Origin of the sequence: Streptomyces sioyaensis (genome assembly GCF_004122735.1) — a bacterium.
Classification (GTDB): Bacteria; Actinomycetota; Actinomycetes; order Streptomycetales; family Streptomycetaceae; genus Streptomyces; species Streptomyces sioyaensis.
This window is the reverse complement of record NZ_SDIF01000004.1, coordinates 1-23,771: the sequence shown is the minus strand read 5'-3', so window position 1 is coordinate 23,771 and position 23,771 is coordinate 1. Positions and strand designations below refer to the sequence as shown.

Sequence of the window (23,771 nt, the reverse complement as noted above, 5' to 3'; positions counted from 1 at the left end):
GGCGGCCGCCGGATCCGTGGGTCAGGCCGACCCGGCGGCCGCGGCCGACGCGGGGCTGCAGAGCTGGCAGACGGACCGTTCGCAGGCGCCGATCGCCACCAAGATCGTGGTGGCGGGCGGCTTCGGCGTCGGCAAGACCACGTTCGTCGGATCGGTCTCGGAGATCACCCCGCTCCAGACCGAAGCGGTGATGACCCAGGCCAGCGAGGACACCGACGACCTGACCGCCACCCCGGAGAAGACCACGACCACGGTCGCGATGGACTTCGGGCGGATCACCCTCGACCAGGAGCTGGTGCTGTATCTGTTCGGCACGCCCGGACAGCAGCGCTTCTGGTTCATGTGGGACGACCTGGTGCGCGGTGCGATCGGTGCGATCGTGATGGCCGACACCCGCCGTCTTGAGGACTGTTTCCCGGCGCTGGACTACTTCGAGAGCTGCGGACTGCCCTATGTCGTCGCGGTCAACCACTTCGAGGGCACCGATTCCTACGAGGTGGAGGACGTCCGCGATGCGCTGACCGTGCCCGCGCACGTGCCTGTGGTGATCATGGATGCGCGCAGGCGGACCACGGTGATCCAGGCGCTGCTGGCACTGGTCGGCCACGCCCTGGAGACCGCACCCGAGTAGCGGTCTCCGGAGCGGCCCGCTCCGCCGGGCACCCTGCCACCCCCCACTTCCCCCCTGAACAACCGCAGTAGCAGAGAAGAGTGCCGCCATGCGGAAAATACTCATCATCGGAGCCGGCCAGTCCGGTCTCCAGCTGGCCCTCGGCCTCCAGTCGCAGGGCTATGAGGTCACCCTCATGTCCAACCGCACCGCCGATGAGATCCGCGCGGGGCGGGTGATGTCGACCCAGTGCATGTTCCACACCGCGCTCCAGCACGAGCGGGATCTGGAGATCAACTTCTGGGAGAGCCAGGCCCCGCGCATCGAGGGCCTCGGCGTCTCGGTCGCCGCCCCGGGCAGCCACGAGGCGCCCGAGGGATCGCAGCGCGCCATCGACTGGGTCGGCCGGCTCGACGGCTACGCCCAGTCCGTCGACCAGCGCGTGAAGATGGCCGGCTGGATGGAGACCTTCGCGCAGCGCGGCGGCCAGCTCGTCATCCATGGCGCGGCCGTCTCCGACCTGGACTTCTTCGCCAGCCGTTACGACCTGACGCTGGTCTCGGCCGGCAAGGGCGAGCTGGTGTCCATGTTCGGCCGGAACCCCGCGCGTTCCCCCTACGACGCCCCGCAGCGTGCGCTCGCCGTCTCCTACGTGCACGGCGTCGGCCCGCGCCCCGAGCACCCCGAGTTCGACGCGGTGCGCTGCAACCTGGTGCCCGGCGTCGGCGAGCTGTTCGTCATGCCGACGCTCACCACCTCCGGCCGCGCCGACATCCTCTTCTGGGAGGGCATACCCGGCGGCCCGCTGGACGCCTTCCAGGGCGTCACGGACCCGCAGCAGCACCTCGACATCACGCTGGACCTGATGAAGACGTTCCTGCCCTGGGAGTACGCCCGCGCCACCAAGGCCGAACTGACCGACGCCAACGGCACGCTGGCCGGCCGCTACGCCCCGACCGTGCGCAACCCCATCGGCCGGCTGCCCTCCGGCGGTCTGGTCCTCGGTGTCGCGGACGTCGTGGTCGCCAACGACCCGATCACCGGCCAGGGCTCGAACTCGGCCGCCAAGTGCGCCGCGTCCTACCAGGCCTCCATCGTCGAGCGCGGCGACCGGCCGTTCGACGAGGAGTGGATGCACTCCACCTTCGACCGCTACTGGAACACCGCCCAGCACGTCACCAAGTGGACCAACGCGATGCTGGGCCCGCCGCCGGAGCACGTCCTGAACATCATCGGCGCGGCCGGCCAGCTCCAGCCCATCGCCGACCGCTTCGCCAACGGCTTCGACGACCCGTCCGACTTCGAGAACTTCTTCTACGAGCCGGAGAAGGCGAACGCCTACCTGGCGTCGCTGACGGGCTGATCTCCCCGCGGCGGTGCGCCCCGTGTGCCGCGGGGTGCACCGCCGTGTGCCGACGGCGCCGGCACGGCGGCGCCTTTCCGGTCCTGCCGGCGGTGGTTTCCGGTACCACCGGCGGCGCCTTTACGCTGCCACCGGCGCGGCACGCGGTCCGTCCCGGCCGGCCCGAGGGCCCCGGATCAGCGGCGCTTCCGCCAGGGCCACTTGGGCCCGCCGCCGGAGGTCTCCCCCTCCGGGTCGTACTCGTAGCGCCACCCGCTCGGCAGCCCCAGGCGGCCCACCCGCCCCGGCACGCGCCGGTAGACGTGCCGCACCGGCGGGCCCCCGCCGGCGTCCGGTACCGGGACCTCGTACGTCTTCGGCGGCTGTCCGGTCATGCCGACCAGGACGGGCAGTACCCGGCCGTCCAGCGGCCCGCCGACGAACGGGGTCTTCTCGCTTCGCACGCCGTCAGTCTCCCACCACCGGCGTGGGACGGCAGCTCACAGCAGATGCGTGGCGTCGCTCACCACGGGCAGCAGGCGGCGGGCCAGGCCGCCGGCCGGGCCGTCGGCGGCCTCCAGCTTCAGCGCCGCCCGGGTCACCTTGGCGGTCTGCGGGTCCCGGGCCGCGGTGGCGGTCAGCAGGGCGATGAAGTGGTCGACCAGCCAGTCCCGCAGTTCGTCGAGGGCCGGCTGCTTGTCCTCGTCGAGCCAGATGAGCGAGGCGCCCTCGACGGCGGTGATCCACATGCGGACGGTCATCCGCAGCCGCAGGCCCGGTTCGGACTCGCCCAGATGCCGCAGGATCTGGTCGGCGGCGGCCCGCCGCACCTCGTCCACGATCGCGGAGGTCCGGGCGGTCTCCACGACGCTGCCGCCCTGGAGCAGCGCGCTGAAGCCCGCGTCGTGTTCGTCGACGAACGCCAGATAGCGGTCCAGCGCGCGCGACAGCCGCTGGGTGAGCGGGCCGCTCTCCGGCTCGGCGAAGCAGCGCTCCAGCATGTCGGCCGCGCTGCGCAGCGCGGCCTCGTACAACTGCTGCTTACCGCCGGGAAAGTAGCGGTAGACGAGCGGGCGCGAGACCTCGGCCGCGGTCGCCACGTCGTCCAGGGAGACGTCCTCGGGCGCGCGCTGGGCGAACAGGCCGAGCGCGGCGGTGAGGAGTTGGCTGCGGCGTTGCTCGACGCTCAGTCTGCGATAGGCGGGTCGGGGTACTGCTGGGGCGGTGCCGCTGCCGTTCATGAACAGCAGCGTAACCGGCCCGGATTCCGCTTCGGACAGGCGCTCGGTTACTGGACGGTTCACAAGGATCCTTCAGGCCAGCAGCCCTGAGCGGCGCCACAACCTGCGGCCCACGCCGCGCAGTACGCCGATCTCGTCCAGGAAGTCGGTCAGCCGCTTGGCGCCGGACTGCATCACCTCACGGCGGTGACCGCTGGCCTTGACCTGGGTGAGGGCCTCGCGCCGGTCCAGACCGACATGGGGGTAGACGTCCGGGTTGACGAAGGCGAGGGAGAAGACCCGGGCCGCCTCGCCGGAGCTGATGCGGGTCAACTCCCGCTCCCAGCGCGGCGCGGTGATCATCTGGCGGCGCAGCTCCTCGCGGGCGTAGCGCACATGCCGGGCCTCTTCGACGACATGGATGCGGGTCACCCCGCGCACGAGGGTCTGCACCCGCTCGTCCGGGAAGGTCAGCCGCTGCATCCAGTCCAGGATCTCCTCGCCGAGCAGGGTGCAGGCGAACGAACCCGGGGTGGTGGAGACCGTCTTGAGGACGCGGGCGAGGTTGTGGTGCACCCGGGAGACCGGGTACGCCGGGGCGCCGCCCTTGTGGATCATGCGGGCGAACATCTTGGAGTGCCGGCACTCATCGGCGATCTCGGTGAGTGCGTAACGGACGTGCGCGCTGGTCACCGGCTTGTCGTAGATGTGCCGGACGAGCAGCTGCATCAGGATGATCTCGAACCAGATGCCCAGCGAGGCGAGCGAGGAGGCCTCGTGGCGGGAGAGGTCCTGCTGCTGCTCCAGGGACATCTTCCGCCACAGCGGGGTGTCGTAGAGCGAGACCAGCTCCGGCGGCCAGAACCACTTGCCCTCTTCGAGGGGCGCGTCCCAGTCGAGTTCGGTGTCGGGGTCGAAGGAGTGCCTGGCGGAGGAGTCGAGCAGCCGCTCGGCGACCTGTTCCCGGTCCTTGAGCAGACCGAGGGCGTCCCGCAGGACTTCGGTGTCCGTCACGGTCATGTCGGTGGGCGCGCTCGTCATGGGTGGCTACCTCGCTAGTGGGTTACCCGCGTTCATCTCTTATGAGACTGCTTGTCAGCAAGCTCGTCAATCCCCTGCGCACGACTTATTGACCCGCCGGTAAGAAACGTGTGAGCCTGCCAACGACCGCCCGTGACAAGGCGTTTGGCGAGCCGAGGAGGCATCCGTGTCGACCCGAGACCTCTATGTGCAAGACCCTGGCGACCCCGTGTGGAAGGTGCCCGCCTCCGGTGCGGCCCGCTTCAGCTGGGACTACGACGACGGACGGGACCGGCTGCTCGCGCTCTACCAGAAGGGCAAGGACAAGCAGTGGGACGCCACGCTGCGGATCGACTGGGACCTGGAGGTGGACCCCCAGGACCCGCTCGGCACCCCGGACGAGTCCATGTCCCTGTACGGCACCAGGTACTGGGACAAGATGACGGAGAAGGACCGGGGCGATCTGCGCCGGCACTACACCTCCTGGCAGTTCAGCCAGTTTCTGCACGGTGAGCAAGGCGCGATGGTGTGCGCGGCCCGGATCGTCGAATCGGTCCCGGATCTCGACGCGAAGTTCTACTCCGCCACCCAGACCATGGACGAGGCGCGGCACGCAGAGATCTACGGCCGCTTTCTCCAGGAAAAGATCGGAATGCTCTACCCGATCAACGACAATCTCCAGTCGCTGCTTTCCGACACCCTCAAGGATTCCCGCTGGGACATGCCGTACCTCGGTATGCAGGTGCTGATCGAGGGCCTCGCGCTGGCCGCCTTCGGCATGATCCGGGACACCACCACCAAGCCGCTTCCCAAGCAGATACTCGCCTATGTCATGCAGGACGAGGCGCGGCACGTCGCCTTCGGGCGGATGGCGCTGCGCGATTACTACAAGCAGCTGACCGACGCCGAACTGCGGGAACGCGAGGAATTCGTCATCGAGGGCTGCTACTTGATGCGCGACCGGCTGCGCGGCCTGGAAGTCCTGGAGAACTTCGGCATTCCACCCAAGGAGGCGGCCGAATTCACCGAGAACTCCGAATTCCTGCACCTCTTCCGGAAGCTGCTGTTCAGCCGGATCGTGCCCTGCGTCAAGGACATCGGACTGTGGGGCGAACGCCTGCAGCGCGCCTATGTGGACATGGGCGTCTTCGAGATGGGCGACTCCAACCTCGATCTGCTGATGGCCGAGGACGAGGAACTCGCCGAGAAGCTGGACGCGGAGCGCTTCGCGGCCGAGGAAGAGGCCCGTACGGCGGAGGTCGCGGCGGCCATCGCGCAGGGCGCGGCGAACGACTGACCGCCCCTGCCGCCCGGCGGGCAACCGCCCCTGAGCGCCGCCGCCCGCGGTTCAGGTGCCGTGGCGCGGGTGGTCGCCGTGGCCGCGGAGCCGGGCGGTGTGGCCGGTGAAGACGTCGATACGGGCGGCGAGGTCGGGGTGGCCCGGCTGCAGATGGGGGCGGGCGGCCGTCAGGGGGGCGATGAGCCCGACCGGATCGTCCTTGCCGAGCGCCTCGTCGAGAAGGTCCACGGGGCCCCGGGAGGCGGCGGGGAGATCGGTGAGGGCGGTGATCTGGCCGGCGAGGCGGCGCAGGTCGGCCGCGTTGTCCCGGGCCCAGGCGACGACGGTGCGCTCGGCGGCGCGGCGGTCCCGGGTGGCTTGGACGCGCTGCTCACCGGTGCTTCCGGCGGGGCCGGGGCGCTGGCGCAGATAGCGGCGTTCGGCTGCCTGGCGGCTGGCGACGCCGAGCGGCTGCGCGAGATCGGCCCAGCTGGCTCCCGCCTGCCGGGCCGTCTCGATCAGACCCGTCTCCCAGCCGTCGAGCTGTGCGCGGACCTCGCGCAGCAGCAGAAGGGAGGCCAGCGCCTTGCCGGGACCCTCGTCGGAGCCCGGCGGTTCCTCGGCATCGGCGCTCTGGGCCGCGCGGACGGCCTGGTTGATGGCCTCCAGGGCCGCCGCGGCGGCGAGGAAGGAGGCCGGGGCCGGGCTGCCGGTGCGAGGGGGTGTGGTCTCGTCGGCCGGGGGCATGGGACCTCCTCGGTCTGTCACCCTTTCGATGACGTTCGCCTTGTCATCCATTGGACGACATGCTACAACAGAGGACAGGTGAAGCGCATTGGCAGTCACTGCCCGATCCTTTGGAGGTGTTTCGCGATGTTGATGCGCACCGATCCCTTCCGCGAGCTCGACCGGCTCACCCAGCAGCTGCTCGGTTCCGGCACCTGGTCGCGGCCGTCTGCGATGCCGATGGATGCCTACCGCGAAGGCGACGAGTACGTCGTGGCGTTCGATCTCCCCGGTGTCACCCCGGAGGCGATCGACATCGACGTCGAACGCAACATGCTGACGGTCAAGGCCGAGCGCCGGCCCGTGGCGAAGGCCGACGATGTGCAGCTGGAGCTGTCCGAACGCCCCCTGGGTGCCTTCTCCCGCCAGGTCGTCCTGGCCGACAGCCTCGACACCGAGTACATCAAGGCCGATTACGACGCAGGTGTGCTGACCCTGCGCATCCCGATCGCCGAGCGCGCCAAGCCCCGCAAGATCGCCATCGGCGGCGAGTCCGCCCCCCGGCAGATCCGCGGGTGAGCGAGGCCGCCGGCCCGTAGCGGCGGTGGAGGACGGGGCCCGGTCCCCCTTCGGTGCCCGTCCTCCGCCCCCGAAGAGAAAGGGGGTGGCCCGAGGTGGTCCTGCGAGGGGAAGCGTTCCTGGAACGTGTCCAGGAACGCGGCGAATACGGGACCCGGCAGGAAGCGGAACGTGCGGCCCGCGTGGTCCTCGCCCTGCTGGGGGCACATCTGGTCGGTGAGGTGCGAGCCGAACTGGCCGCGCGCCTTCCGGAGGCCTACGCCCTGATCCTGCTCAACCCGCTGGAGGCCGCCGAGCCGCTCTCCCCCGAGCGGTTCGTCCGCGCCACCGCTGCCTGGATCGACGGCGCCACCGAGGAGACGGCGACCTGGGACGTCGGAGCCGTGCTCAGCGTGGCCGCCGATGCCGCGGGCGACGACCTGATGAACGAGCTCCTGCTCCAGCTCCCCGCCGGCTACGACCTCCTCTTCGGCCACCCCCGGTCCACCTGACCTTCCGCACCACCGGTGCCCGGCGCCTGCCGGGCACCGGCCGACCCACCACACCAGAGACGAGAAAGGCGACCGCCGCAGCAATGGACGTGCAGCAGGAAACGGCCCGGCCCGTACCGGCCATGACGTTCCATCAGATGCTGGAGAGGATCCGGTACGAAGGTGCCTACCCGACCCGTGAACGGGCCGCGGAAGCCGTCCGTCTCGTGCTGGCCGGCCTGGGCCGGCAGCTGACCGGCGACGAACGCGTCGAACTGGCCGCCCGCCTGCCCGTCGAGGCCGCCCTCGTCTTCACCGCGCAGATCCCCGACACCGAACTCCTCACCGGCTGGGGCTTCGTCAAGGACCTCGCCACCCGCACCGGTGCGAGCCCCGCCACCGTCCGCTGGGACACCGGCGCCGTTCTCGCCGCGGTCGCCGACCTGGCGGGCGAGGGACTGCTCACCCGCATCCTCCAGCAGCTCCCCGCCGGCTACGCCCTCCTGTTCGGCCGCGCCGAACTCACCCGGGCCGCCTGAGGCCGCCTGGCCGACGCCGCGTACGCCGAGTTCCCGATGCCGTGCCCCCGCCCTGCCGCACGGCGGACGACGAGCGCCGGGGCAGGTGTCGGCCCCCGCCCCGGCTCAGGGGCTCAGCGCTTTCCCGACCGCGCCAGCAAGCGCCCCTCGTGCCGCGACACCTCGATCGGACGGCCGAAGCAGGCCGTCATCCGCGCGCCGGTCAGCACCTCGTCCACCGGGCCGCGCGCCTGCACCCGGCCCTCGCGGAGCAGCAGGGCGTGGCCGATCGCCGGGGACAGCTCCTCCAGATGGTGGGTGACGGTCACCGTCGACAGCTCAGGGCGCCCCGCGGCCAGTCGGTGCAGCGCCTCGATCAGATCCTCGCGGGAGGGCAGGTCGAGCGCGTTGAACGGCTCGTCGAGCAGCAGCAGCCGGGGGTCGGCCATCAGCGCGCGGGCGATCAGGATCCGGGCCCGCTGGCCGCCCGAGCACACCCCGTACGGCCGGTCCGCCAACTCCTTGCAGTCCAGCTCGGCGAGCAGCTCATGGGCGCGCTCACGGGTGGCGCCGTCGTACTTCCGCCACAGCGGCTGCACGGTGCCGGTCGCGCCGGTCAGCACGACGGTGTGGCCGGTCGCGTCCTGCGGGACCTTCTGCGCGCCGGAGACCAGGCCGATGACGGCACGCAGTTCACGCACGTCCACCGAGCCGAGCCGGTGGCCGAGCACCTCCACGGTGCCGACGGTGGGGAACATCAGCGCCCCGACGAGCCGCAGGACGGTGGTCTTGCCGGCGCCGTTCGCGCCGAGCAGCGCCCAGTGCTCACCGGTCCGTACGGTCCAGTCGACGGCGTCGAGGATGACCTGCCCGGTGGTGTGGCGGCGGACGCCGACGCCCTCCAGGGCGGCGATCACGCGGGCGGCTCCGGGGAGCGGAGGCGGTGCGGTCCCCGCGGACGGCGGCGCGGGCTCCGGGGGCTGCGAAGGCTGCGGAGAGGTCATCGCCACAGAATAGCTGTGTATGACACCTTTCTGGGCGGGTGTCCGAAATGTGGAACCCGGGCGGGAGGCGCGCGGCCGGGCCCGGTGGCGGGCGGTTACGGCCCGGTCAGCCCCAACAGGGCGCGCACCCGTGCGTACTTCTCCGTCAGCCGCTGCCGGGTCGGTGCGTCCAGGACGGCCAGCCGCTCCGGGTCGGCGTTGTGCGCGAGATCCGACTCCTTGATCAGCAGCGCCCCGGGGGTGGCCAGAATGCGTGCGGTGTACTCCTCGACCGGTTCGTCCGCCCGCTTGGTGAGCGCGAGGATCATGGCCTTGGCCGGCGCGCTCAGCGCCGCGCCGGCCAGCCACTCGCGGCTCAGCGCCCCGTCCTCGACCGCGTCGTGCAGCCAGGCCGCGGCGATCTGCTCCTCGCTGCCGCCCCGCTCCCGTACGCCCGCCGCGACCGCGGCCAGATGCTCGGCGTAGGGGCGGCCGGCCTTGTCGGTCTGCCCCGAGTGCACCCGCCGGGCCAGCGCCTCCACTTCGGCCAGCGACAACAGCGGGGGAGCGGCGGGTTCCATGGGCGGGATCGCGTCAGCCATACGGCCATTGTGACGCGGCGGCCGGGCCGGGTGCAGGGGGGCTCCGGCGACGGGCCGCGCACCGGTCGTCGAGCGTGCACCGGCCGCCCGGCCGCCCGGCCGCTGGGCCGCGCACCGGCCGCCGGCCCGCACCGCCCGATCCGCCCGATCCGCCCGCGGACCTCACCCCAGCGCCGCCGCCATCACCGCCTGGGCGATCGGCGCCGCGTTCCCGCCGCCGCTGATGTCCGCGCGCTCGGCGGCCGCGTCCTCGACCACCACCGCCACCGCGACGGCCGGCTCGTAGCTGTCCTTCGCCCGTGCCCAGGAGATGAACCAGGCGTACGGCAGGCCCTCGTTGTGCACCCCGTGCTGCGCGGTGCCCGTCTTGCCGCCGACCGTGGCGCCCTTGACGGCGGCGCGCCGGCCGCTGCCGTGCTCGACGACATCGACCATCATGTCCTGGAGCTGCTGGGCGGTGACCGGGCCGATCGCCTGGCGGGCGGGGAGGTGCGGGCCGTCCTCGATCAGGACGCCCCGGGCGTCGGTCACCTTGTCGACGAGGTACGGCGGCGCCAGCCGGCCCCCGTTGGCGACCACCGCCGAGACCATCGCCATCTGGAGCGGCGTGGCGGCGGTGTCGTACTGCCCGATGGCGGACAGCGCGACCTGCGAGGGATCCATCCGGGTGTCGAAGTTGCTCGGTGCGACGGGGGAGGGGATGCGCAGCCCCCGGTCGTTGAAGCCGAACTTCCGGGCGGTGCCGGCCATGTCACGCAGCCCGACCTCCGCCCCCAGCCGCGCGAAGACGGTGTTGCACGAGGCCCGGAAGGCGTCCTTGAGCGGAGCGTCCGCACAGCCCTTCGCGGCATTGCCGAGCCGGGTGGCGGTGCCGGGCAGGGGATAGGGGTCGGGGGAATCCGTCGGGGCGTCGATGTCGGTGACCTTGCCGCTCTCCAGCGCGGCCGCCGCGGTGACGACCTTGAAGGTGGAGCCGGGCGGATAGGTCTCCCCCAGGGCCCGGTTGAGCATCGGCCGCCGCTCGGCGCCGTTCAGCCGGCGCCAGGCCGCGCCGACCGCGGTGCCGTTGCCGGACAGCTCACCCGGGTCGTACGACGGCGTACTGACCAGCGCCAGCACCCTGCCGGTGCGCGGCTCGATCGCGGCCACCGCGCCCTTCTTGTCCCCCAGGCCGTCGAACGCGGCGCGCTGCATCCGGGGGTTGATGGTGGTGTGGACGCGGCCGCCCGGCCGGTGGGTGCCGGTGAGACGGTCCCACCAGGGGAAGGTGGCGAGCCGGTCGTCGGCGCCGGAGAGCACGCCGTCCTCGGCGCTCTCCAGCAGCGAGGTCCCGTAGATCTGCGAGGAGTAGCCGGTGACCGGCGCGTACAGCGGACCGTCGGTGTAGCTGCGTTCGTAGCGCAGCCGCCCGCCGCTGTCCCGGGAGCCGGTCACCGGCCGGCCCGCGACGAGCAGGGCACCGCGCGGCTGCTCGTAACGGGCGATCGACGTGCGGCGGTTGGCCGGGCTGGTGCCGTAGTGCTCCGTCTCGAAGATCTGCACCCGGGCCGCGTTGACCAGCACGGCGACGAGGAGCAGGAAGGAGAAGGCGGCGGTGTGGCGGATGCAGCGGATCATCGGCCGGCCTCCGGGGAGGAGGCCTCGTCGGCCGGGGCGGGCGGCGGGGCCGAGGCCGGCGGCGGGGCCGAGGGCGGCCGGCTCCGGGACGGGGAAGCGGTCGGCTTGAGGAAGCCCACCACCCAGCTCCCCGCCCCGAAGAAGGTGTCCTGCCCGGCGAGGCCCCTCGCCCTGCTCCTGCCGTCCCGCGCCGCCTCGTTGACGGCCTCGCCGACCGCCTCGCCGACCGCCTCGTCGACCGGCCGGTGGTCCGCCGCGTGCGGCGGAGGGCCGCTCGCCGTGCCCCCGGTACCGGCCCCCGCACTCCCCGCCTCGGCCCCAGCCCTGCCGCCGCTTCCCGGGCCGCCCGCCGCCGCCCGTGGCGTCCGTGCTCGATTGCTGATCCGCAGCAGCAGCGCGACGATGATCCAGTTGGTGACGACGGAGGACCCGCCCTGCGCGAGGAACGGCATCGCCATCCCCGTCAGCGGAATCAGCCCCATCACCCCGCCCGCGATGACGAAGACCTGAAGCGCGGGCAGCGCCGCGAGGCCCACCGCCAGCAGGCTGCCGAACGGGTCCCGCAGGCCGAGCGCGGCCCGGTAGCCGCGGGCCACCAGCAGCGCGTACAGCAGGAACAGCGCGGTCAGCCCGGCCAGCCCGAGTTCCTCGCCGAACGTCGCCAGAATGAAGTCGGACTTCATGGCGAAGCCGATCAGATACGAGTGTCCCTGGCCGAGGCCGGTGCCGAACATCCCGCCGGCCGCGAACGCGAAGAGCGACTGGGCCAGCTGACCGGGCCCCTGACCCGCCGCGATCCCGGCGAACGGGTGCTGCCAGTCCTCGACCCGGCTGTGCACATGGGGCTCCAGGGTGCCGACGGCGGCCGCCCCGATGCCCGCCAGGAGCAGCCCGACCGCGATCCAGCCGGTCCGCCCGGTGGCCACGTACAGCAGGACGACGAAGAGCCCGAAGAACAGCAGCGAGGTCCCCAGATCGCGTTCGAGGACCAGCACGGCCACGCTGACCAGCCAGATCGCCACGACCGGTCCGAGCACCCGGCCGGCGGGCAGCCGCAGCCGCCCCATGCTGCGGCCGGTGCGCGCCAGCACGCCGCGGTTGGCGGCAAGATAGGCCGCGAAGAAGACGGTGATCAGCACCTTGGCGAACTCACCCGGCTGAATGGAGAATCCGGCGAGCCGGATCCAGATCTTCGCCCCGTTGACGGCGGGGAAGAGGATCGGCGCCGCCATGAGCAGCAGCGCGAGCCCCGCACACCGCGCGGCGTACCGCTGCAGCGTCCGGTGGTCGTCCAGCAGCACCACCACCCCGATGAAGAGCAGGAAACCGACCGTCGACCACACCAGCTGGGTGGGCGCGGCGTGGTTCCCCGGGGTGTCCAGATCCAGCCGGAAGATCAGCACCAGCCCGATCCCGTTGAGCAGCACCGCGGTGGGCAGCAGCAGCGGATCGGCGTACGGGGCGCGGAACCGGACGGCGAGGTGCGCGAGCAGCGCGAGCGCGCCGAGCCCCGCGCCGTAACGGACCGCACCGCCCGGCAGGGCGTGCCACCGGGTGAGCCCCACGACGACGTACCCGCAGACGCTGATGAGAACGGCGCCTACCAGGAGGGCCAGTTCGATGCCCCGTCGCTTGGGCAGTAGCGGCAACGGTGGGGGAGTGTCCAACGGGCGCGCGGCGGCCGCCCTTGCCATTGCCGTCATGCCTGGCAACGTAGCAAGCGGCGACCGTTATTTCCGTTATGCCGGATGCGACGTTCGGGGTGTACGGGGTGTACGGGCCGCGAACGCCCCGGACACACGGGTCCGGGTCACCTCAGGGGCACCTCCCCGGGCGCCCCCGCGACACCCCCGGGCCGTCCCCGCCGGACACCCCCGAGTGCTCCCACCCGGCCCCTCAACACCAGCGGGGGTCCTCCCCGTCATGCACGATGTCGCGCTCGGAGGACCAGGCGTACGAGGCATCGCTGAGCTTGTACCAGACCGGGTTGCCCTCGACCTCCTGCCCGTTGATCCGGCAGGCGATCGCCACCACCGTCCCGTAGCGCTTCGAGCCGACCGCGCGGTAGTCGTTGCTCGGCCCCGTACGCAGCACCACACCCCGTTTGGCGACGACGCGACCCTCGTACGGGGCGAAGTCTTCCTCGTCGTCGGTCGCCTGCGCCGGGCCGGCCACGACGGCGGTCAGCGCACCGGACAGCACGCACTGGGCGAACACGCAGATCTTGCCGGTCTTCGACTTGGGAAACATGTGCTTCCTCTCTGCGAAGGGGGGAGCCTCAGGGAGTCCCTGCGGAGTGGATCGAGTGGTGTCACCGGGCGTCACCTGAGGGACGGGCCGGGGCCGGGCCCCGCCGGCGCGGTGCTCCTCGCACCCTTCCCCGGCTGCGAGTGCGGCTGCTGCCTGCCGCGCGCCACGCTCCGGCGGCGCGCCCTGCCGACTTCTCTCGCTCTCCTTTCACGCTAGAGAGACCCCGAAGGGTCCGCAACTCATCACTTTCCGTAACGGACGGGGTGGCGCCCGCGGGTGCCCGAGTCCGGCCGCCCGTACGCTCCCGGCGCCGCGAGCCGACCTCCAACCGACCCTCACCGGAGCGCGGTTGGGGGGAATGTCAGGGACTTCTCCGGGGTCACTCAGGGCCGTTCCGGGTTGTTCCGTGAACGCGTCCAATGGCACTTTGTAAACTCGTCCAGACCGAAGAGAAGAAGAAGGCCGAGCCGGAGCTCGTCACGCTGATGCGGGCGACCGAAGACACCGGTCGAGGGCATGGACTTGTGCCATGACCACCGTGAGCGAGGGGCTATGGCGTACGTCACACCCGTGCACGCCGAGTGGAGGTTCCGTGCTCTCCCGGCCGATGTGGGCCGCGGAGTGCGGGTGACCGACCCCCTCGACGAAAGGCAGTATTAGCGTCATGACGACTCTCCGTTCCCGGATCATCGCCTGGGCCGGCCGTATGTATCTGGCGAGAACGCGCAGGAAAGGATTCGACCTGTCTCGAATGTCTTTCTTGCCCGAGTCCGTCCTGATGCCATTGCGGCGCGAAGGTCTCAACCCGGTGGGCGATTTGGCGGCCGTCCGGGAGAAGGAGCCCATCAGCAGGCTTCCCGTACCCATAGCCGCCAACGTCTGGCTGGTCACCGGCTACGACGAGGTCAAGGCGGTACTGGGAAAGGCCGGTGCCTTCAGTTCGGACTTCACCAACCTCGTCGGCAAGGCCGGTGCGGGCGCCGAACAGAACCCGGGCGGACTCGGATTCGCCGACCCGCCGGTGCACACCCGCCTCCGCCGCCTTCTGACGCCCGAATTCACCATGCGCCGCCTCAGCCGGCTCACCCCCCGCATCCACGAGATCGTCGAGGAGCAGCTCGACGCCATGGAAAAGGCGGGCAAGGACGGCGACCCGGTCGACATCGTCCACTATTTCGCCCTTCCCATTCCCTCCCTGGTCATTTGCGAACTCCTCGGCGTCCCCTATGAAGACCGCGCCGACTTCGAACGCCTCAGTGCCGCCCGCTTCGATCTTTTCAGCGGTGCAAACGCCTCCTTCGGCGCCATATCAGAGTCCCTTTCCTATTTCCGGGACATCGTCAAGAAGCAGCGTGAAAACCCGGGTGACGGTCTGCTCGGGATGATTGTGAAGGAACACGGCGACACGGTCAGCGACGAAGAACTGGCGGGCCTCGCCGACGGCGTCCTGACCGGCGGCTTCGAAACCACCGCCAGCATGCTGGCGCTCGGCGCCCTGGTCCTCCTCCAGGACCCCCAGCACTTCGCGGCCCTGCACGAGGGCGACGACGTCGTCGACCGCTATGTCGAGGAACTGCTCCGCTACCTGACCGTCGTACAGGTCGCCTTCCCGCGCTTCGCCCGCGAGGACCTGGAGATCGGCGGGGTCCAGATCACCGCCGGCGATGTGGTGCTGTGCTCACTGAGCGGTGCGGACCGGGACGGCGAACTGGGCCCGGACATGGAACGGTTCGACCCTTCCCGCAACGTCCCCTCCCACCTCGCCTTCGGCTACGGCATCCACCGCTGCGTGGGCGCCGAACTGGCCCGGATGGAACTCCGCGCCGCCTACCCGGCCCTGGTGCGCCGCTTCCCCCGCATGCGCCTCGCCGCCACCCCGGAGGACCTGGAATTCCGCAAGCTGTCGATCGTGTACGGCATCGAGTCACTGCCGGTGCGGTTGAACGGCTGAGCGGGCTGAGCGCGGCGGGAGTTCCGTGCGCGGGCGGAACACCGGCCCGGGGCCACCGGGGCGGGGCCGGTGACCGGGGGAGCCCGGTGTCTCACCGCACTGTGCGGTCGGTCGGGATCCTCGCCGTCAGTAGCCCCCGCCAGGCCGGTTCGGGTCGAACTGCCGGACCTTCGCGGCGAGATTGGAACCGTCAGCGGAAACGCCGTACTTCTTGCGGACGTACCCGATTGCGGCGGCGATCGACGCCACGGGATCGTAGATGTTCACCGACGTACCGGGGGCGTGGCGGGAGGCGAATGTCTGCGGAATGCATTGCAGGACACCGCGGGAGCACTGGAACGGGGTCGGCGCGCCGTTTATCTTCCGGGGTTTTGCGCCGGCCACGTAAACACCGTCTCCGAAGTCGTGGACCGCAGTGAAGCCATGCGGAGTGATGGCGTTGAGGTCCCAGACATTGCACACGTTGGGGTTGCCGGACGACTCGCGCCCGGCGGCGGTCTTGATGCCCCTGATCCAGTGGTGGTTCGCGGGAACTCCGGCCGCCGCACACGCCTCCGTGATCCATTCGTCGAGGGTGCCGCCGCTCACATGCCGATTGAACGTCACGTCCTTCGGGTTGATTGCCCCTGCGCTGACGACTGCGCCGTCCGGCCCGCTCGCAGGCGAACCGAAATCGACCTGGAACAGTCCCGAACGCTGCCCGAGTTCGCTCAGCGACTCCCCGCCCGGGCTCCCGATGGCGTCGTCGCCGGTGAGATTCAGCACCGTATGACGAAACTCGTCATAGAGGGACTGCGTGGCCTGCTCGAAGATTCCGGCCGTGTCGGCCACCGTCGTATGCATGACCTTCTTCAGGCCGTCCTGCACCAGCGCCACATCGACCTTCGAGCTGCTGGCCCCGTCCGGCTGCGCCTCTTCTTCCTGAGCGTTGTGCGTAGCGGCCCATTGCACCTGATTCACGTTCACCATGGGCAGCGTGAGTGCCGGGGACGAGCCCGCGCGTACGTTGAACAGCTTTGACCGCTTCCCCAGTTCGATCAGCGACCGCGGTCCGGGGGAACCCGTGGCGTCCGCCGTGGAGTAGCCCAGCTTGTCCTTGCGGAATGCGTCATACAGCTTCTGCGTTTCCGCATCGAAGACGCCGTGCGGGTCGCCCACGGCGACGCCCATGACCTTCTCCAGTGCGTCCTGCACCAGCGCCACATCGTCCGCGGGGTTGCTGTCGCCGGGCTCCACGGCCCGCTGCTGGTCCACGGAGTGGGTGGCCGCCCAGATGAGCTGGTTCGAGGACACCCACGGCAGGGCGGTCTCGACGGGCGTGGTGGGGGGTGAACCGGCCACACCGGACGAGGCGGTGGCCTGGTACGTGAAGCCGGGCTTGTCCTTCAGGCCGGGATCCGCCGTGACGACGCCTTCGGTGAAGGCCGGCAGCCCGTAGCCGTAGAGGAAACCGTCCCTGCGAGGGCGCGTTTTCATGTATACGCCGTTGCCTTCGAACGAACCGTTGTCGTTGGTGTTTCCTTCGATGGTGTACGCGTTGTCGGTGTCGTACTTGTAGACGAGTCCGACGTGCCCGCCTCCCGCCGGCCCGAAGAACGCCAGCGCGCCGATCGCGGGGTAGAACGAGAACCTGCCCTTGTTCTTGTACCAGTTGACGGCGGTCGCGCAGGAGGCGGTGACCGGAGCGAGACTCTTCTCATTTGCCTGTTGGAAGGCCCAGGACTGGAACGTCTCGCACCACGCCTGGTTCTGTGACCACTCCAGCCCGGGGACTGCCGGGGAATACTTTTGATGGTTGTTGTAGTGGCCGTTCGAGTAACCTTCGCGATACCCTGCCTCGGCCTTTTCTACGTCGATGAGTGTGTCCGCCTGGTTCATCGTCTTCCCTTTCCTGATTTTCCCTTTCCGGTACCGCTCGGAGGGCAAGGTCCCCGAGCAAAGCTTCCCGCAATAACAACAACATCAAGCGAGGAAATAACCGAGGAAATAACCGAGAAAGCAAGGCGGAACGAGCAGGCGTTCGGCGAGCATGGTGCATTGTCGGGCCGTGACCCATCGCGGATTGTCAGGCCGTGAACCCACCCCATGGCCAAGAGCCTCGCCAAGCGTCATTGCAAAGCTCATTGCAAGGCTCATTACCCATGCCCGTATACCGCCGATGTTACCGCCCGTGGTGGGGTGCCGCATCTTGAACTTGCGGGGAATCCAGGCGCCTTGGGGCCCGGAGCAACCGATGCTCGGGGCAGCCGAATGGTCATGAACGGGTGATGGCCGGCGTGGTGGTCATGAACGGGTGACGTCCGGCGTGGAGGTCTGGAACGTGCGCCGATAGGCACCCGGGGAGACCCCGATCGCGGCGTGCAGATGGTGGCGCAGGGTGGCGCCCGTGCCGAAGCCGACTCGTTCGGCAATGCGATTGACCGGCAGATCGCTGCTCTCCAGCAGCTGGCGGGCCAGGTCGACACGTTGCTGGGTGAGCCACTGGCCCGGGCTCAACCCCACCTCGGCCCGGAAGCGACGGGTGAACGTGCGGCGGCTCATGCCCGCGTGCCCCGCCAAGTCGGCCAGCTGGAGGGGCTCGTGCAGGCGGTCGAGCGCCCAGGCGCGGGTCGCGGACGTGCCGGCGTCCACGCTCTGCGGCATCGGCCGCTCCACGTACTGCGCCTGGCCACCCTCCCGCTGCGGGGGGACGACGCAGCGCCGGGCCACGTGGGTGGCGACTGCGCTGCCGTGGTCCCGCCGGATCAGGTGCAACAGCAGGTCTATGCCCGATGCCGCCCCGGCCGAGGTCAGCACCCGTCCGGCGTCCACGAACAGCACATCGGCCGCGAGCCGGACCCTGGGATACAGCCGCTGGAAACGGGCGGCGTGGTACCAGTGCGTGGCCGCGGCCTTGCCGTCGAGCAGTCCCGCCGCCGCCAGTACGTACGTGGCGAGGCAGATCCCCACGATCCGGGTGTCGGGGCCGATCAGCGCCAGCGCCTCGGCCAGACGGCGCGGCAGCGCCTCTCTGTCGACGATCTCGGCGAACGTCTCGGAGGCGGGGATCACCACGGTGTCCGCCGCGGCCAGTGCGGAGGCGTCGCGCTCCACGGTGACGCCGAAGTCGGCGGCGGTCCGGACCGGTTTGCCGTCCAGAGAGCAGGTGACCACCTCGTAGAGCGGCCTGAGGTCGGGATCGGTGGCGACCCCGAACAGCCGTGAGGCCAGGCTCAACTCGAACGGTATGACCCCGTCCAGGGCCAGAACCACCACACGATGCATGGCCCAATATTTGCACACCATGACCTCTGGGCCGCTATCGATGCAGGTCAGCGCGGATCATCCTGAACACCTGACAGTCACGACAGCCACGACGCGCATGACACGTATGACGCGCATGACAGGCACGAAGGGCACGAAAGGCATGGCAGACATGGCAGGCATGAACAAGATGGCGGCGATCAGCCAGGACACGTACGGCGGTCCCGAGGTCCTGCGGGAGGTGACGGTCGACCGTCCGTCGCCCGGCCCGTCCGAGGTGCTCGTCCGCGTCCGCGCGGCGGGGATGAACCCGACCGACTGGAAGCACCGCCGGTTCGCCGGCTTCCTCGGCCGGCTTCCCCTGGTGCTCGGCTGGGACGTCTCCGGTGTGGTCGAGGCCGTCGGCACCGGCGTCACCCTCCACAAGGAGGGCGACGAGGTCTTCGGCATGCTCCCGTACCCGTACGGAGTCGGCTCGTTCGCCGAGTTCGTCGTGGCCCCGGCACGTGCGCTGGTCCGCAAGCCGAAGAGCATCGATCACGTCCAGGCGGGCGCGATCCCGCTGGCCGCCCTGACCGCCTGGCAGGTCCTGGTGGACGCCGCGAACGTGCAGCCCGGCCAGCGCGTTCTGATCCACGCCGCGGCGGGCGGCGTGGGCCACTTCGCCGTGCAGATCGCCAAGGAGCGGGGCGCGTACGTGATCGGCACCGCCAGCGCCCCCAAGCACGCGCTGCTGCGCGAACTCGGCGCCGACGAACTGATCGACTACCGGACCGAGGATTTCACCGAGATCGCCCCCGTCGACCTGGTCTTCGACGCCCTGGGCGGCGATACGGTCGTGCGCTCCCTCACCATCCTGAAGCCCGGCGGCCAGTTGATCTCCATCGCCATCCGGGAGCTCCCCGGGGACCTTGCGGACCGGGCCGCCGCCCTGGGGGTACGGGCCTACCCCCTCCTCGTGGAAGCCGACCAGCAGGGCATGCGCGCGATTGCCGACCTGGTCGACGCGGGCAAGCTCAAGCCCGTCATCGAGGCCACCTTCCCCCTGGCCCGGGCCGCCGAGGGCCACGCCCTGGGCGACACCGGCCGCGTCACCGGAAAGGTCGTCCTCACCGTCCCGTAGCGGCCAGGGCGCCCGTCGCGGCGGGTGCCCCGCCCTCGGGGCCGGGCAGGAGCCGGACCAGGCCGACCGCCGCTGCATGACGGAACGAGGCCGCCCCTCCTGCAGCGGTGCCCCTCGCAGCGGTGCCGATCCCGCCCCTCGCCCCTGACCGGGACATGACGACACGTCATTCCGCCTAGTAGGGTTCCCTGAGTCTGTGTCACGGGTACTGCGGCGGGGGAAAAGTGGCCATCGAGCTGCCGGATGAGCTGGTCTGGGTGCTGGATCTCCTGGGCCTCAACTGGCCCCAGGTCAACGAGGACAAAGTGCGCGAGTTCGCCGGACACGTCCGCCACTTCGCCACCAACCTCGACAGCACGCACGAAAAAGCCTCCGTCACCATCCGGCAGATGGCGGAGCACTACCAGGCCGATTCCTACGAGCAGTTGGCTCAGCGCTGGACGAAGATGTCCTCCGGCCACATGTCGGAGCTCGTGGAGGTCTGCGGCACGGTGGCCACCGTGCTCGACGTGGCGGCGGACGCCATCGTGGCCGCGAAGCTGGCCGTCATCACCGAGCTCGGGATCATGGCGGCCGAGTTCGTCGCGGCCCAGGCTGCCGCGGTCGCCACGCTGGGTGCCGCCGAAGCGGCCGAGGCCCTCCTGATCGAGGCCACCAAGCGCATCGTGAACAGGCTCCTGCAAGAACTTGAGGACCGCATCATCGGTCAGCTGGTCGAGCAGGCCATCGGCCCCTTGGAGCAGGTCGTCGAGCGGGCCGTCAGCGGTCTGGTCTTCAAGGGCGTGCAGGCCGCCCTGGACGGAGTGGCGCCCGCCGGAGGCGCGGCGGGCGGCGCCGGCAGCCAATTCAGAATCCATCCGGAGGAATTGCTGAGGCACTCGGCCAAGCTGCACGGCCACGCCGAGGAAGTGGTGGGCCACGCCCACAAGTTCGCGGCTGCCGCCTCGGGGGTTTCGTTCAGTTGAGTCACCCGATAGCGAAAGCCCTGGAAGAAGCGGCCGAAAAGATCGGCACCAAGCTGACCAAAGAGGCGGGCCGCGCCGTCAGCGACATGTACAAGCAAGCGGGCCACGGCACGGAACGCGTGGTCAAGCACATAGTCGACGCCGACGAAGCGCACAAGAAGGAGCTACTCAAACTCGCCGAGAAGATCGGTAAGAACCACGGAGAAATTGGTCCCGGGTCCCGGGCGCGCATCAGGAAGCAGGCCGAGGCCCGGTCCGAGCTTTCTCAGCACTTCGGGGTCAAGGGTGACTACGACGCCGAAATGGTCGTGGACAAGGCCAGGTATCCCCACTCCGCGGAGCACATCGAAGAGGCCCAGCGCGGCGTGATCTGGAGGGGCGACGAGTCCCAGCAGGGTCGCCCCAAGCCGTCGGTGGTGACGATCGACCGGTCCAATGCGGACGACAACCGGGAGAACTCGCTGCGGGGCATCGATACCCGTCCGCCCGACGATCGCGACGAGTACCCGCCTGCCATGTATAAGGAAGGCGGAACCGGCGCAAGCGTGAAATACATCCCCAATAGCGATAATCAGGGATCGGGCTCCAGCATGGGCAGCGCGGTCCGCGGCCTGGGTGACGGATCCCGTGTCAAGATCAGAGTGAAGTAGCTGCGAAGATTCAGGATGACGTAGCTACGAGGAGTGATATCAGGTGAACGCTGCCGAGCAGCTGATCTCGCAGGCCCGGCACGGGCAGTTCGGCGCATTGCTGCCCGAACTGCTGGAGATGGCGAAGGGCCCGGGAGGCCCTCGCGACCAGGCCTGGGAAGCGGCCGCAGCAGCCATCCAGACCCTGTTCTGGCAGGACCGGTTCGCCGAGGCCGCAGACCTGGCCGAGGCGATCATCGCCCAGGACGGCCCGCTCGGCGGTGAACTCTGCGACCAGGACGTGCCCTTCCGCCACGCCTTCCTGGCGGCCGAACTCCACGCCGGAGTGCCGGCCGGGCCCCGCCTCCTGACGGCCGCGGAGCACATCCCGGCCGGCCGGAACCTGGGCGAGGACCTCCTGTGGCTGGCGGAGCAGCTGCCCGACCAGCCCAAGGAAGCGCTGCTGCCGAACCACGCCGACTGGGGCGGACCGACGAAGCCGCTGACGGGGGCCGGCACCGAACTGGCGGACCGCGAGTTCAGCGAACTGGCGACGGCCGACAAGCAGCTCGTCTGGCAGGCCCTGGCGAAGGCCAACGATTTCCGGCGGGCCCACGCGCTCGCCGAGACGTCCGGCGAGACCCCTGACCGGTTCGCCCTCTGCACGTGGATGGCAGGCTGGTATGCCGTGGAGGGCGACATTCCACGCGGCGAACGGATGCTCCTGGCCGCCCACGCCCGGTGGTGGCCGTACATGAAGTGGGATGCGATCCCCGCATCTCCGGTCCTCCAGCCGACGCTGCGTCTGGTCACGACCGACCACGTACGCGAGCACTATCTGACCCGGCCGATCGGCCCCGAAGCAGCGGAGGGGAACGCATGACGCAGCACAGCGCACTGGAGCAGCTCATGGGCCGGGCCCGCGGCCCCATGGGCCCGGCGATCGAATTGGACTTCGGTGTAGCCGGCGGTCCCTTGGTCGAGCTCGGCCAGGTCATCTCGCGAATGAACGGATTCTTCCTCTTCAACGGCGGAATTCAGGTATTCCGCGTGGGCGAGGAAGGCCTCGGTCCCGACATGCTCGCCTGGAACACCGACACCCTCTGGAAGAGCACGTACGCCGGCCTGGCCGACGACCTGTTCTGCTTCGGCCAGGACCTCTTCGGGACCCAGTTCGCCATCCTGGGCGACGAGGAGGTCGTCCGCTTCGACCCGGAAACCGCCACCGTGAAGCCCCTCGGCGCCAGTCTTGAGGACTGGGCGCGGTGGCTGCTGTCTGACCCCGACGTCAACGGGGTGAACTCGTTCGCGCACGCCTTCCAGAAGGAGCACGGTGCGCTGGAGCCCGATGAACGCCTGATCCCGCTCCAGTTCTTCGTCACGGGCGGCTCCTACGACTTTGACAACTTGTCAGTCAAGGACGCAGCGGTCGCCATGCAGATTCGGGGCCCCATCGCCCAGAAGATCCACAACGCACCGGAAGGCGCCACGATTCGCCTCGGCACCGAGTGAGACGCCCTTCCCGCCAAGGCGAACCCCCGGATTCCCCCCCCCGCACCCCCGCCAGCCTGACCCCTCGCCGAGCCTCCTCGGCGCTCCGGACGTCCCGGCGGTGCATCGTGCCGTGCTTAACCGGGCATCCGAGCCATGAGCGAAGCGCGCCCGGAGAGGCTGCGAGGCAGCCGGTTGATCGCCTGGGCGAAGGCCGGGCGTGCGGTGGCCACTCCGGCCCGGCGGCTCGTCGAGCGACGGGCGACGGACGGGAACCGTGAACCGCGCCCCGCCCGTGGGCTGGGCCAGGGCAACAAAAAATCGGACGCCCGCACCGAAATGCTGGCGTCCGATCATGGCACCCGGGTCCCGAGACCGATACACATTCCCGATCTCGTTCCACTTCCTGGGTGCCCCCGGCAGGATTCGAACCTGCGCACACGGCTCCGGAGGCCGTTGCTCTATCCCCTGAGCTACGGGGGCGTTGCCGCCGGTTTGTGCGGCGACGGGTAGAACCCTACCAGCTCTGATGGGGTGTTCATGAACAGGTTTGGCGGGAGGTGGGGAGGGGGCGGGTGAGGTGCTCCCCGGTCCTTAGCGCATGGGTGCCGGGTGGTGGGTGGCGGTCGGGGAAAGGTCCCTCACACGGGGGCGGAAGTGGGGAAAACCGGGACGCAGTCGCAGGTGGGGCCCTAGTCTCATGGTGTGCCTGGCTTGTCCGGTCGGATCCTTGTTGTCGATGACAACAAGGTGATCCGGCAGTTGATCAGGGTCAATCTCGAGCTGGAGGGCTTCGAGGTCGTGACCGCGGCTGATGGTGCCGAGTGTCTGGATGTCGTGCACCACGTGAGACCTGATGTCGTGACCCTTGATGTCGTGATGCCGCGGCTCAACGGTCTGCACACCGCGGCGCGCTTGCGCTCCGATCCGCGGACGTGGGACATCCCGATCGCCATCGTCAGTGCCTGCACCCAAGGCGAGGTGGACAACGGGGAGTCGGTGGGGGTGGACGCGTTCCTGGCGAAACCGTTCGAGCCGGCCGAGCTGGTGCGGACCGTGGGGAAGCTGGTGCGCGAGGGCCGGCAACGGCAGCGTGGACCCGAGGGTGGGGCCGAGGACGAGGACGGGGAAAGCGACGGGGGCGGGGGAGCGA

The 23,771-nt window shown here is 70.1% G+C and carries 23 protein-coding genes, 1 tRNA gene and 1 pseudogene; 13 read left to right on the top strand and 12 right to left on the bottom strand.

Features of this window, described 5'->3' with window-relative positions:
- The first annotated feature begins 16 nt into the window (after positions 1–16).
- Both EST54_RS02255 and EST54_RS02250 read left to right on the top strand, forming a co-directional pair.
- On the top strand, positions 17–631 hold the full coding sequence (locus tag EST54_RS02255) for a GTP-binding protein (protein WP_129244422.1): 615 nt from the start codon (positions 17–19) through the stop codon (positions 629–631).
- Positions 632–719: 88 nt separating this feature from the next.
- A complete protein-coding gene (locus EST54_RS02250; RefSeq protein WP_129244420.1) occupies positions 720–1,973 on the top strand; it encodes a styrene monooxygenase/indole monooxygenase family protein in 1,254 nt (417 codons plus the stop codon).
- 176 nt (positions 1,974–2,149) lie between these two features.
- Here the strand turns inward: EST54_RS02250 and EST54_RS02245 are convergent, their stop codons facing one another.
- The 3 genes from EST54_RS02245 to EST54_RS02235 form a co-directional block, all read right to left on the bottom strand.
- Positions 2,150–2,416 carry a hypothetical protein gene (locus EST54_RS02245; protein ID WP_129244418.1) on the bottom strand — a complete coding sequence of 89 codons (267 nt, stop codon included), beginning with the start codon at positions 2,414–2,416 and terminating at the stop codon, positions 2,150–2,152.
- Between the two features lie 36 nt (positions 2,417–2,452).
- Positions 2,453–3,193 carry a TetR/AcrR family transcriptional regulator gene (locus EST54_RS02240; RefSeq protein ID WP_129244416.1) on the bottom strand — a complete coding sequence of 247 codons (741 nt, stop codon included), beginning with the start codon at positions 3,191–3,193 and terminating at the stop codon, positions 2,453–2,455.
- A 72-nt stretch (positions 3,194–3,265) separates the two neighbouring features.
- Positions 3,266–4,213, bottom strand: a complete 948-nt coding sequence (locus EST54_RS02235; protein ID WP_129244414.1) for an AurF N-oxygenase family protein — start codon at positions 4,211–4,213, stop codon at positions 3,266–3,268.
- 166 nt (positions 4,214–4,379) lie between these two features.
- On the opposite strand from EST54_RS02235, the gene EST54_RS02230 reads away from it, so the two are divergent.
- Complete coding sequence (locus EST54_RS02230; protein ID WP_129244412.1) at positions 4,380–5,489, top strand: ferritin-like domain-containing protein; 1,110 nt, start codon at positions 4,380–4,382, stop codon at positions 5,487–5,489.
- 51 nt (positions 5,490–5,540) lie between these two features.
- Here EST54_RS02230 and EST54_RS02225 read toward each other — a convergent pair whose 3' ends face one another.
- The gene (locus EST54_RS02225; protein ID WP_129244410.1) at positions 5,541–6,218 is read right to left on the bottom strand and encodes a type III effector protein; all 678 of its coding nucleotides are present in this window, start codon (positions 6,216–6,218) and stop codon (positions 5,541–5,543) included.
- 126 nt (positions 6,219–6,344) lie between these two features.
- Between EST54_RS02225 and EST54_RS02220 the strand changes: the two genes are divergently transcribed.
- The 3 genes from EST54_RS02220 (at position 6,345) to EST54_RS02210 (ending at position 7,785) form a co-directional block, all read left to right on the top strand.
- On the top strand, positions 6,345–6,776 hold the full coding sequence (locus EST54_RS02220) for an Hsp20/alpha crystallin family protein (RefSeq protein ID WP_129244408.1): 432 nt from the start codon (positions 6,345–6,347) through the stop codon (positions 6,774–6,776).
- A 95-nt stretch (positions 6,777–6,871) separates the two neighbouring features.
- Positions 6,872–7,267 (top strand): DUF2267 domain-containing protein, encoded by a 396-nt coding sequence (locus EST54_RS02215; protein WP_129244406.1) that lies wholly within the window; start codon positions 6,872–6,874, stop codon positions 7,265–7,267.
- 83 nt (positions 7,268–7,350) lie between these two features.
- Positions 7,351–7,785: a DUF2267 domain-containing protein gene (locus EST54_RS02210; protein WP_129244404.1), complete on the top strand. Its 435-nt coding sequence runs from the start codon at positions 7,351–7,353 to the stop codon at positions 7,783–7,785.
- A 113-nt stretch (positions 7,786–7,898) separates the two neighbouring features.
- Here the strand turns inward: EST54_RS02210 and EST54_RS02205 are convergent, their stop codons facing one another.
- From EST54_RS02205 to EST54_RS02185, 5 genes and pseudogenes are all read right to left on the bottom strand, one after another.
- Positions 7,899–8,681 carry an ABC transporter ATP-binding protein gene (locus EST54_RS02205; RefSeq protein WP_129244583.1) on the bottom strand — a complete coding sequence of 261 codons (783 nt, stop codon included), beginning with the start codon at positions 8,679–8,681 and terminating at the stop codon, positions 7,899–7,901.
- Positions 8,682–8,863: 182 nt separating this feature from the next.
- Positions 8,864–9,349: an HD domain-containing protein gene (locus EST54_RS02200; RefSeq protein WP_239012730.1), complete on the bottom strand. Its 486-nt coding sequence runs from the start codon at positions 9,347–9,349 to the stop codon at positions 8,864–8,866.
- 162 nt (positions 9,350–9,511) lie between these two features.
- A complete protein-coding gene (locus EST54_RS02195) occupies positions 9,512–10,966 on the bottom strand; it encodes a penicillin-binding transpeptidase domain-containing protein (protein WP_129244402.1) in 1,455 nt (484 codons plus the stop codon).
- 359 nt (positions 10,967–11,325) lie between these two features.
- Positions 11,326–12,669: pseudogene (locus EST54_RS02190) on the bottom strand (FtsW/RodA/SpoVE family cell cycle protein); the annotation flags it as partial.
- Between the two features lie 193 nt (positions 12,670–12,862).
- Positions 12,863–13,216, bottom strand: coding sequence for a hypothetical protein (locus tag EST54_RS02185; RefSeq protein ID WP_129244401.1), 354 nt, complete (start codon positions 13,214–13,216; stop codon positions 12,863–12,865).
- A gap of 664 nt (positions 13,217–13,880) precedes the next feature.
- Between EST54_RS02185 and EST54_RS02180 the strand changes: the two genes are divergently transcribed.
- Entirely contained in the window at positions 13,881–15,167 is a 1,287-nt protein-coding gene (locus tag EST54_RS02180) for a cytochrome P450 (protein ID WP_129244398.1), read from the top strand.
- 126 nt (positions 15,168–15,293) lie between these two features.
- Here the strand turns inward: EST54_RS02180 and EST54_RS36095 are convergent, their stop codons facing one another.
- Both EST54_RS36095 and EST54_RS02170 read right to left on the bottom strand, forming a co-directional pair.
- Positions 15,294–17,045 (bottom strand): CHAP domain-containing protein, encoded by a 1,752-nt coding sequence (locus EST54_RS36095; RefSeq protein WP_129244396.1) that lies wholly within the window; start codon positions 17,043–17,045, stop codon positions 15,294–15,296.
- 405 nt (positions 17,046–17,450) lie between these two features.
- Complete coding sequence (locus tag EST54_RS02170) at positions 17,451–18,431, bottom strand: GlxA family transcriptional regulator (protein WP_129244394.1); 981 nt, start codon at positions 18,429–18,431, stop codon at positions 17,451–17,453.
- Between the two features lie 151 nt (positions 18,432–18,582).
- Between EST54_RS02170 and EST54_RS02165 the strand changes: the two genes are divergently transcribed.
- The 5 genes from EST54_RS02165 (at position 18,583) to EST54_RS02145 (ending at position 22,639) form a co-directional block, all read left to right on the top strand.
- A complete protein-coding gene (locus EST54_RS02165) occupies positions 18,583–19,533 on the top strand; it encodes an NADP-dependent oxidoreductase (RefSeq protein ID WP_372448219.1) in 951 nt (316 codons plus the stop codon).
- Between the two features lie 224 nt (positions 19,534–19,757).
- Positions 19,758–20,498, top strand: a complete 741-nt coding sequence (locus EST54_RS02160) for a WXG100-like domain-containing protein (RefSeq protein WP_129244392.1) — start codon at positions 19,758–19,760, stop codon at positions 20,496–20,498.
- Positions 20,495–21,148 carry a NucA/NucB deoxyribonuclease domain-containing protein gene (locus tag EST54_RS02155; RefSeq protein WP_129244390.1) on the top strand — a complete coding sequence of 218 codons (654 nt, stop codon included), beginning with the start codon at positions 20,495–20,497 and terminating at the stop codon, positions 21,146–21,148. The genes EST54_RS02160 and EST54_RS02155 overlap by 4 nt, the downstream gene beginning before the upstream one ends.
- A gap of 43 nt (positions 21,149–21,191) precedes the next feature.
- A complete protein-coding gene (locus tag EST54_RS02150; RefSeq protein WP_129244388.1) occupies positions 21,192–22,010 on the top strand; it encodes a hypothetical protein in 819 nt (272 codons plus the stop codon).
- Positions 22,007–22,639 carry an SMI1/KNR4 family protein gene (locus tag EST54_RS02145; RefSeq protein WP_129244386.1) on the top strand — a complete coding sequence of 211 codons (633 nt, stop codon included), beginning with the start codon at positions 22,007–22,009 and terminating at the stop codon, positions 22,637–22,639. The genes EST54_RS02150 and EST54_RS02145 overlap by 4 nt, the downstream gene beginning before the upstream one ends.
- A gap of 390 nt (positions 22,640–23,029) precedes the next feature.
- Here the strand turns inward: EST54_RS02145 and EST54_RS02140 are convergent.
- Positions 23,030–23,101, bottom strand: a tRNA-Arg gene (locus EST54_RS02140).
- A 222-nt stretch (positions 23,102–23,323) separates the two neighbouring features.
- Here EST54_RS02140 and EST54_RS02135 point away from each other — a divergent pair.
- Positions 23,324–23,771 (top strand): response regulator (locus EST54_RS02135; RefSeq protein WP_167511462.1); only part of this gene is annotated, 448 nt, incomplete at its 3' end.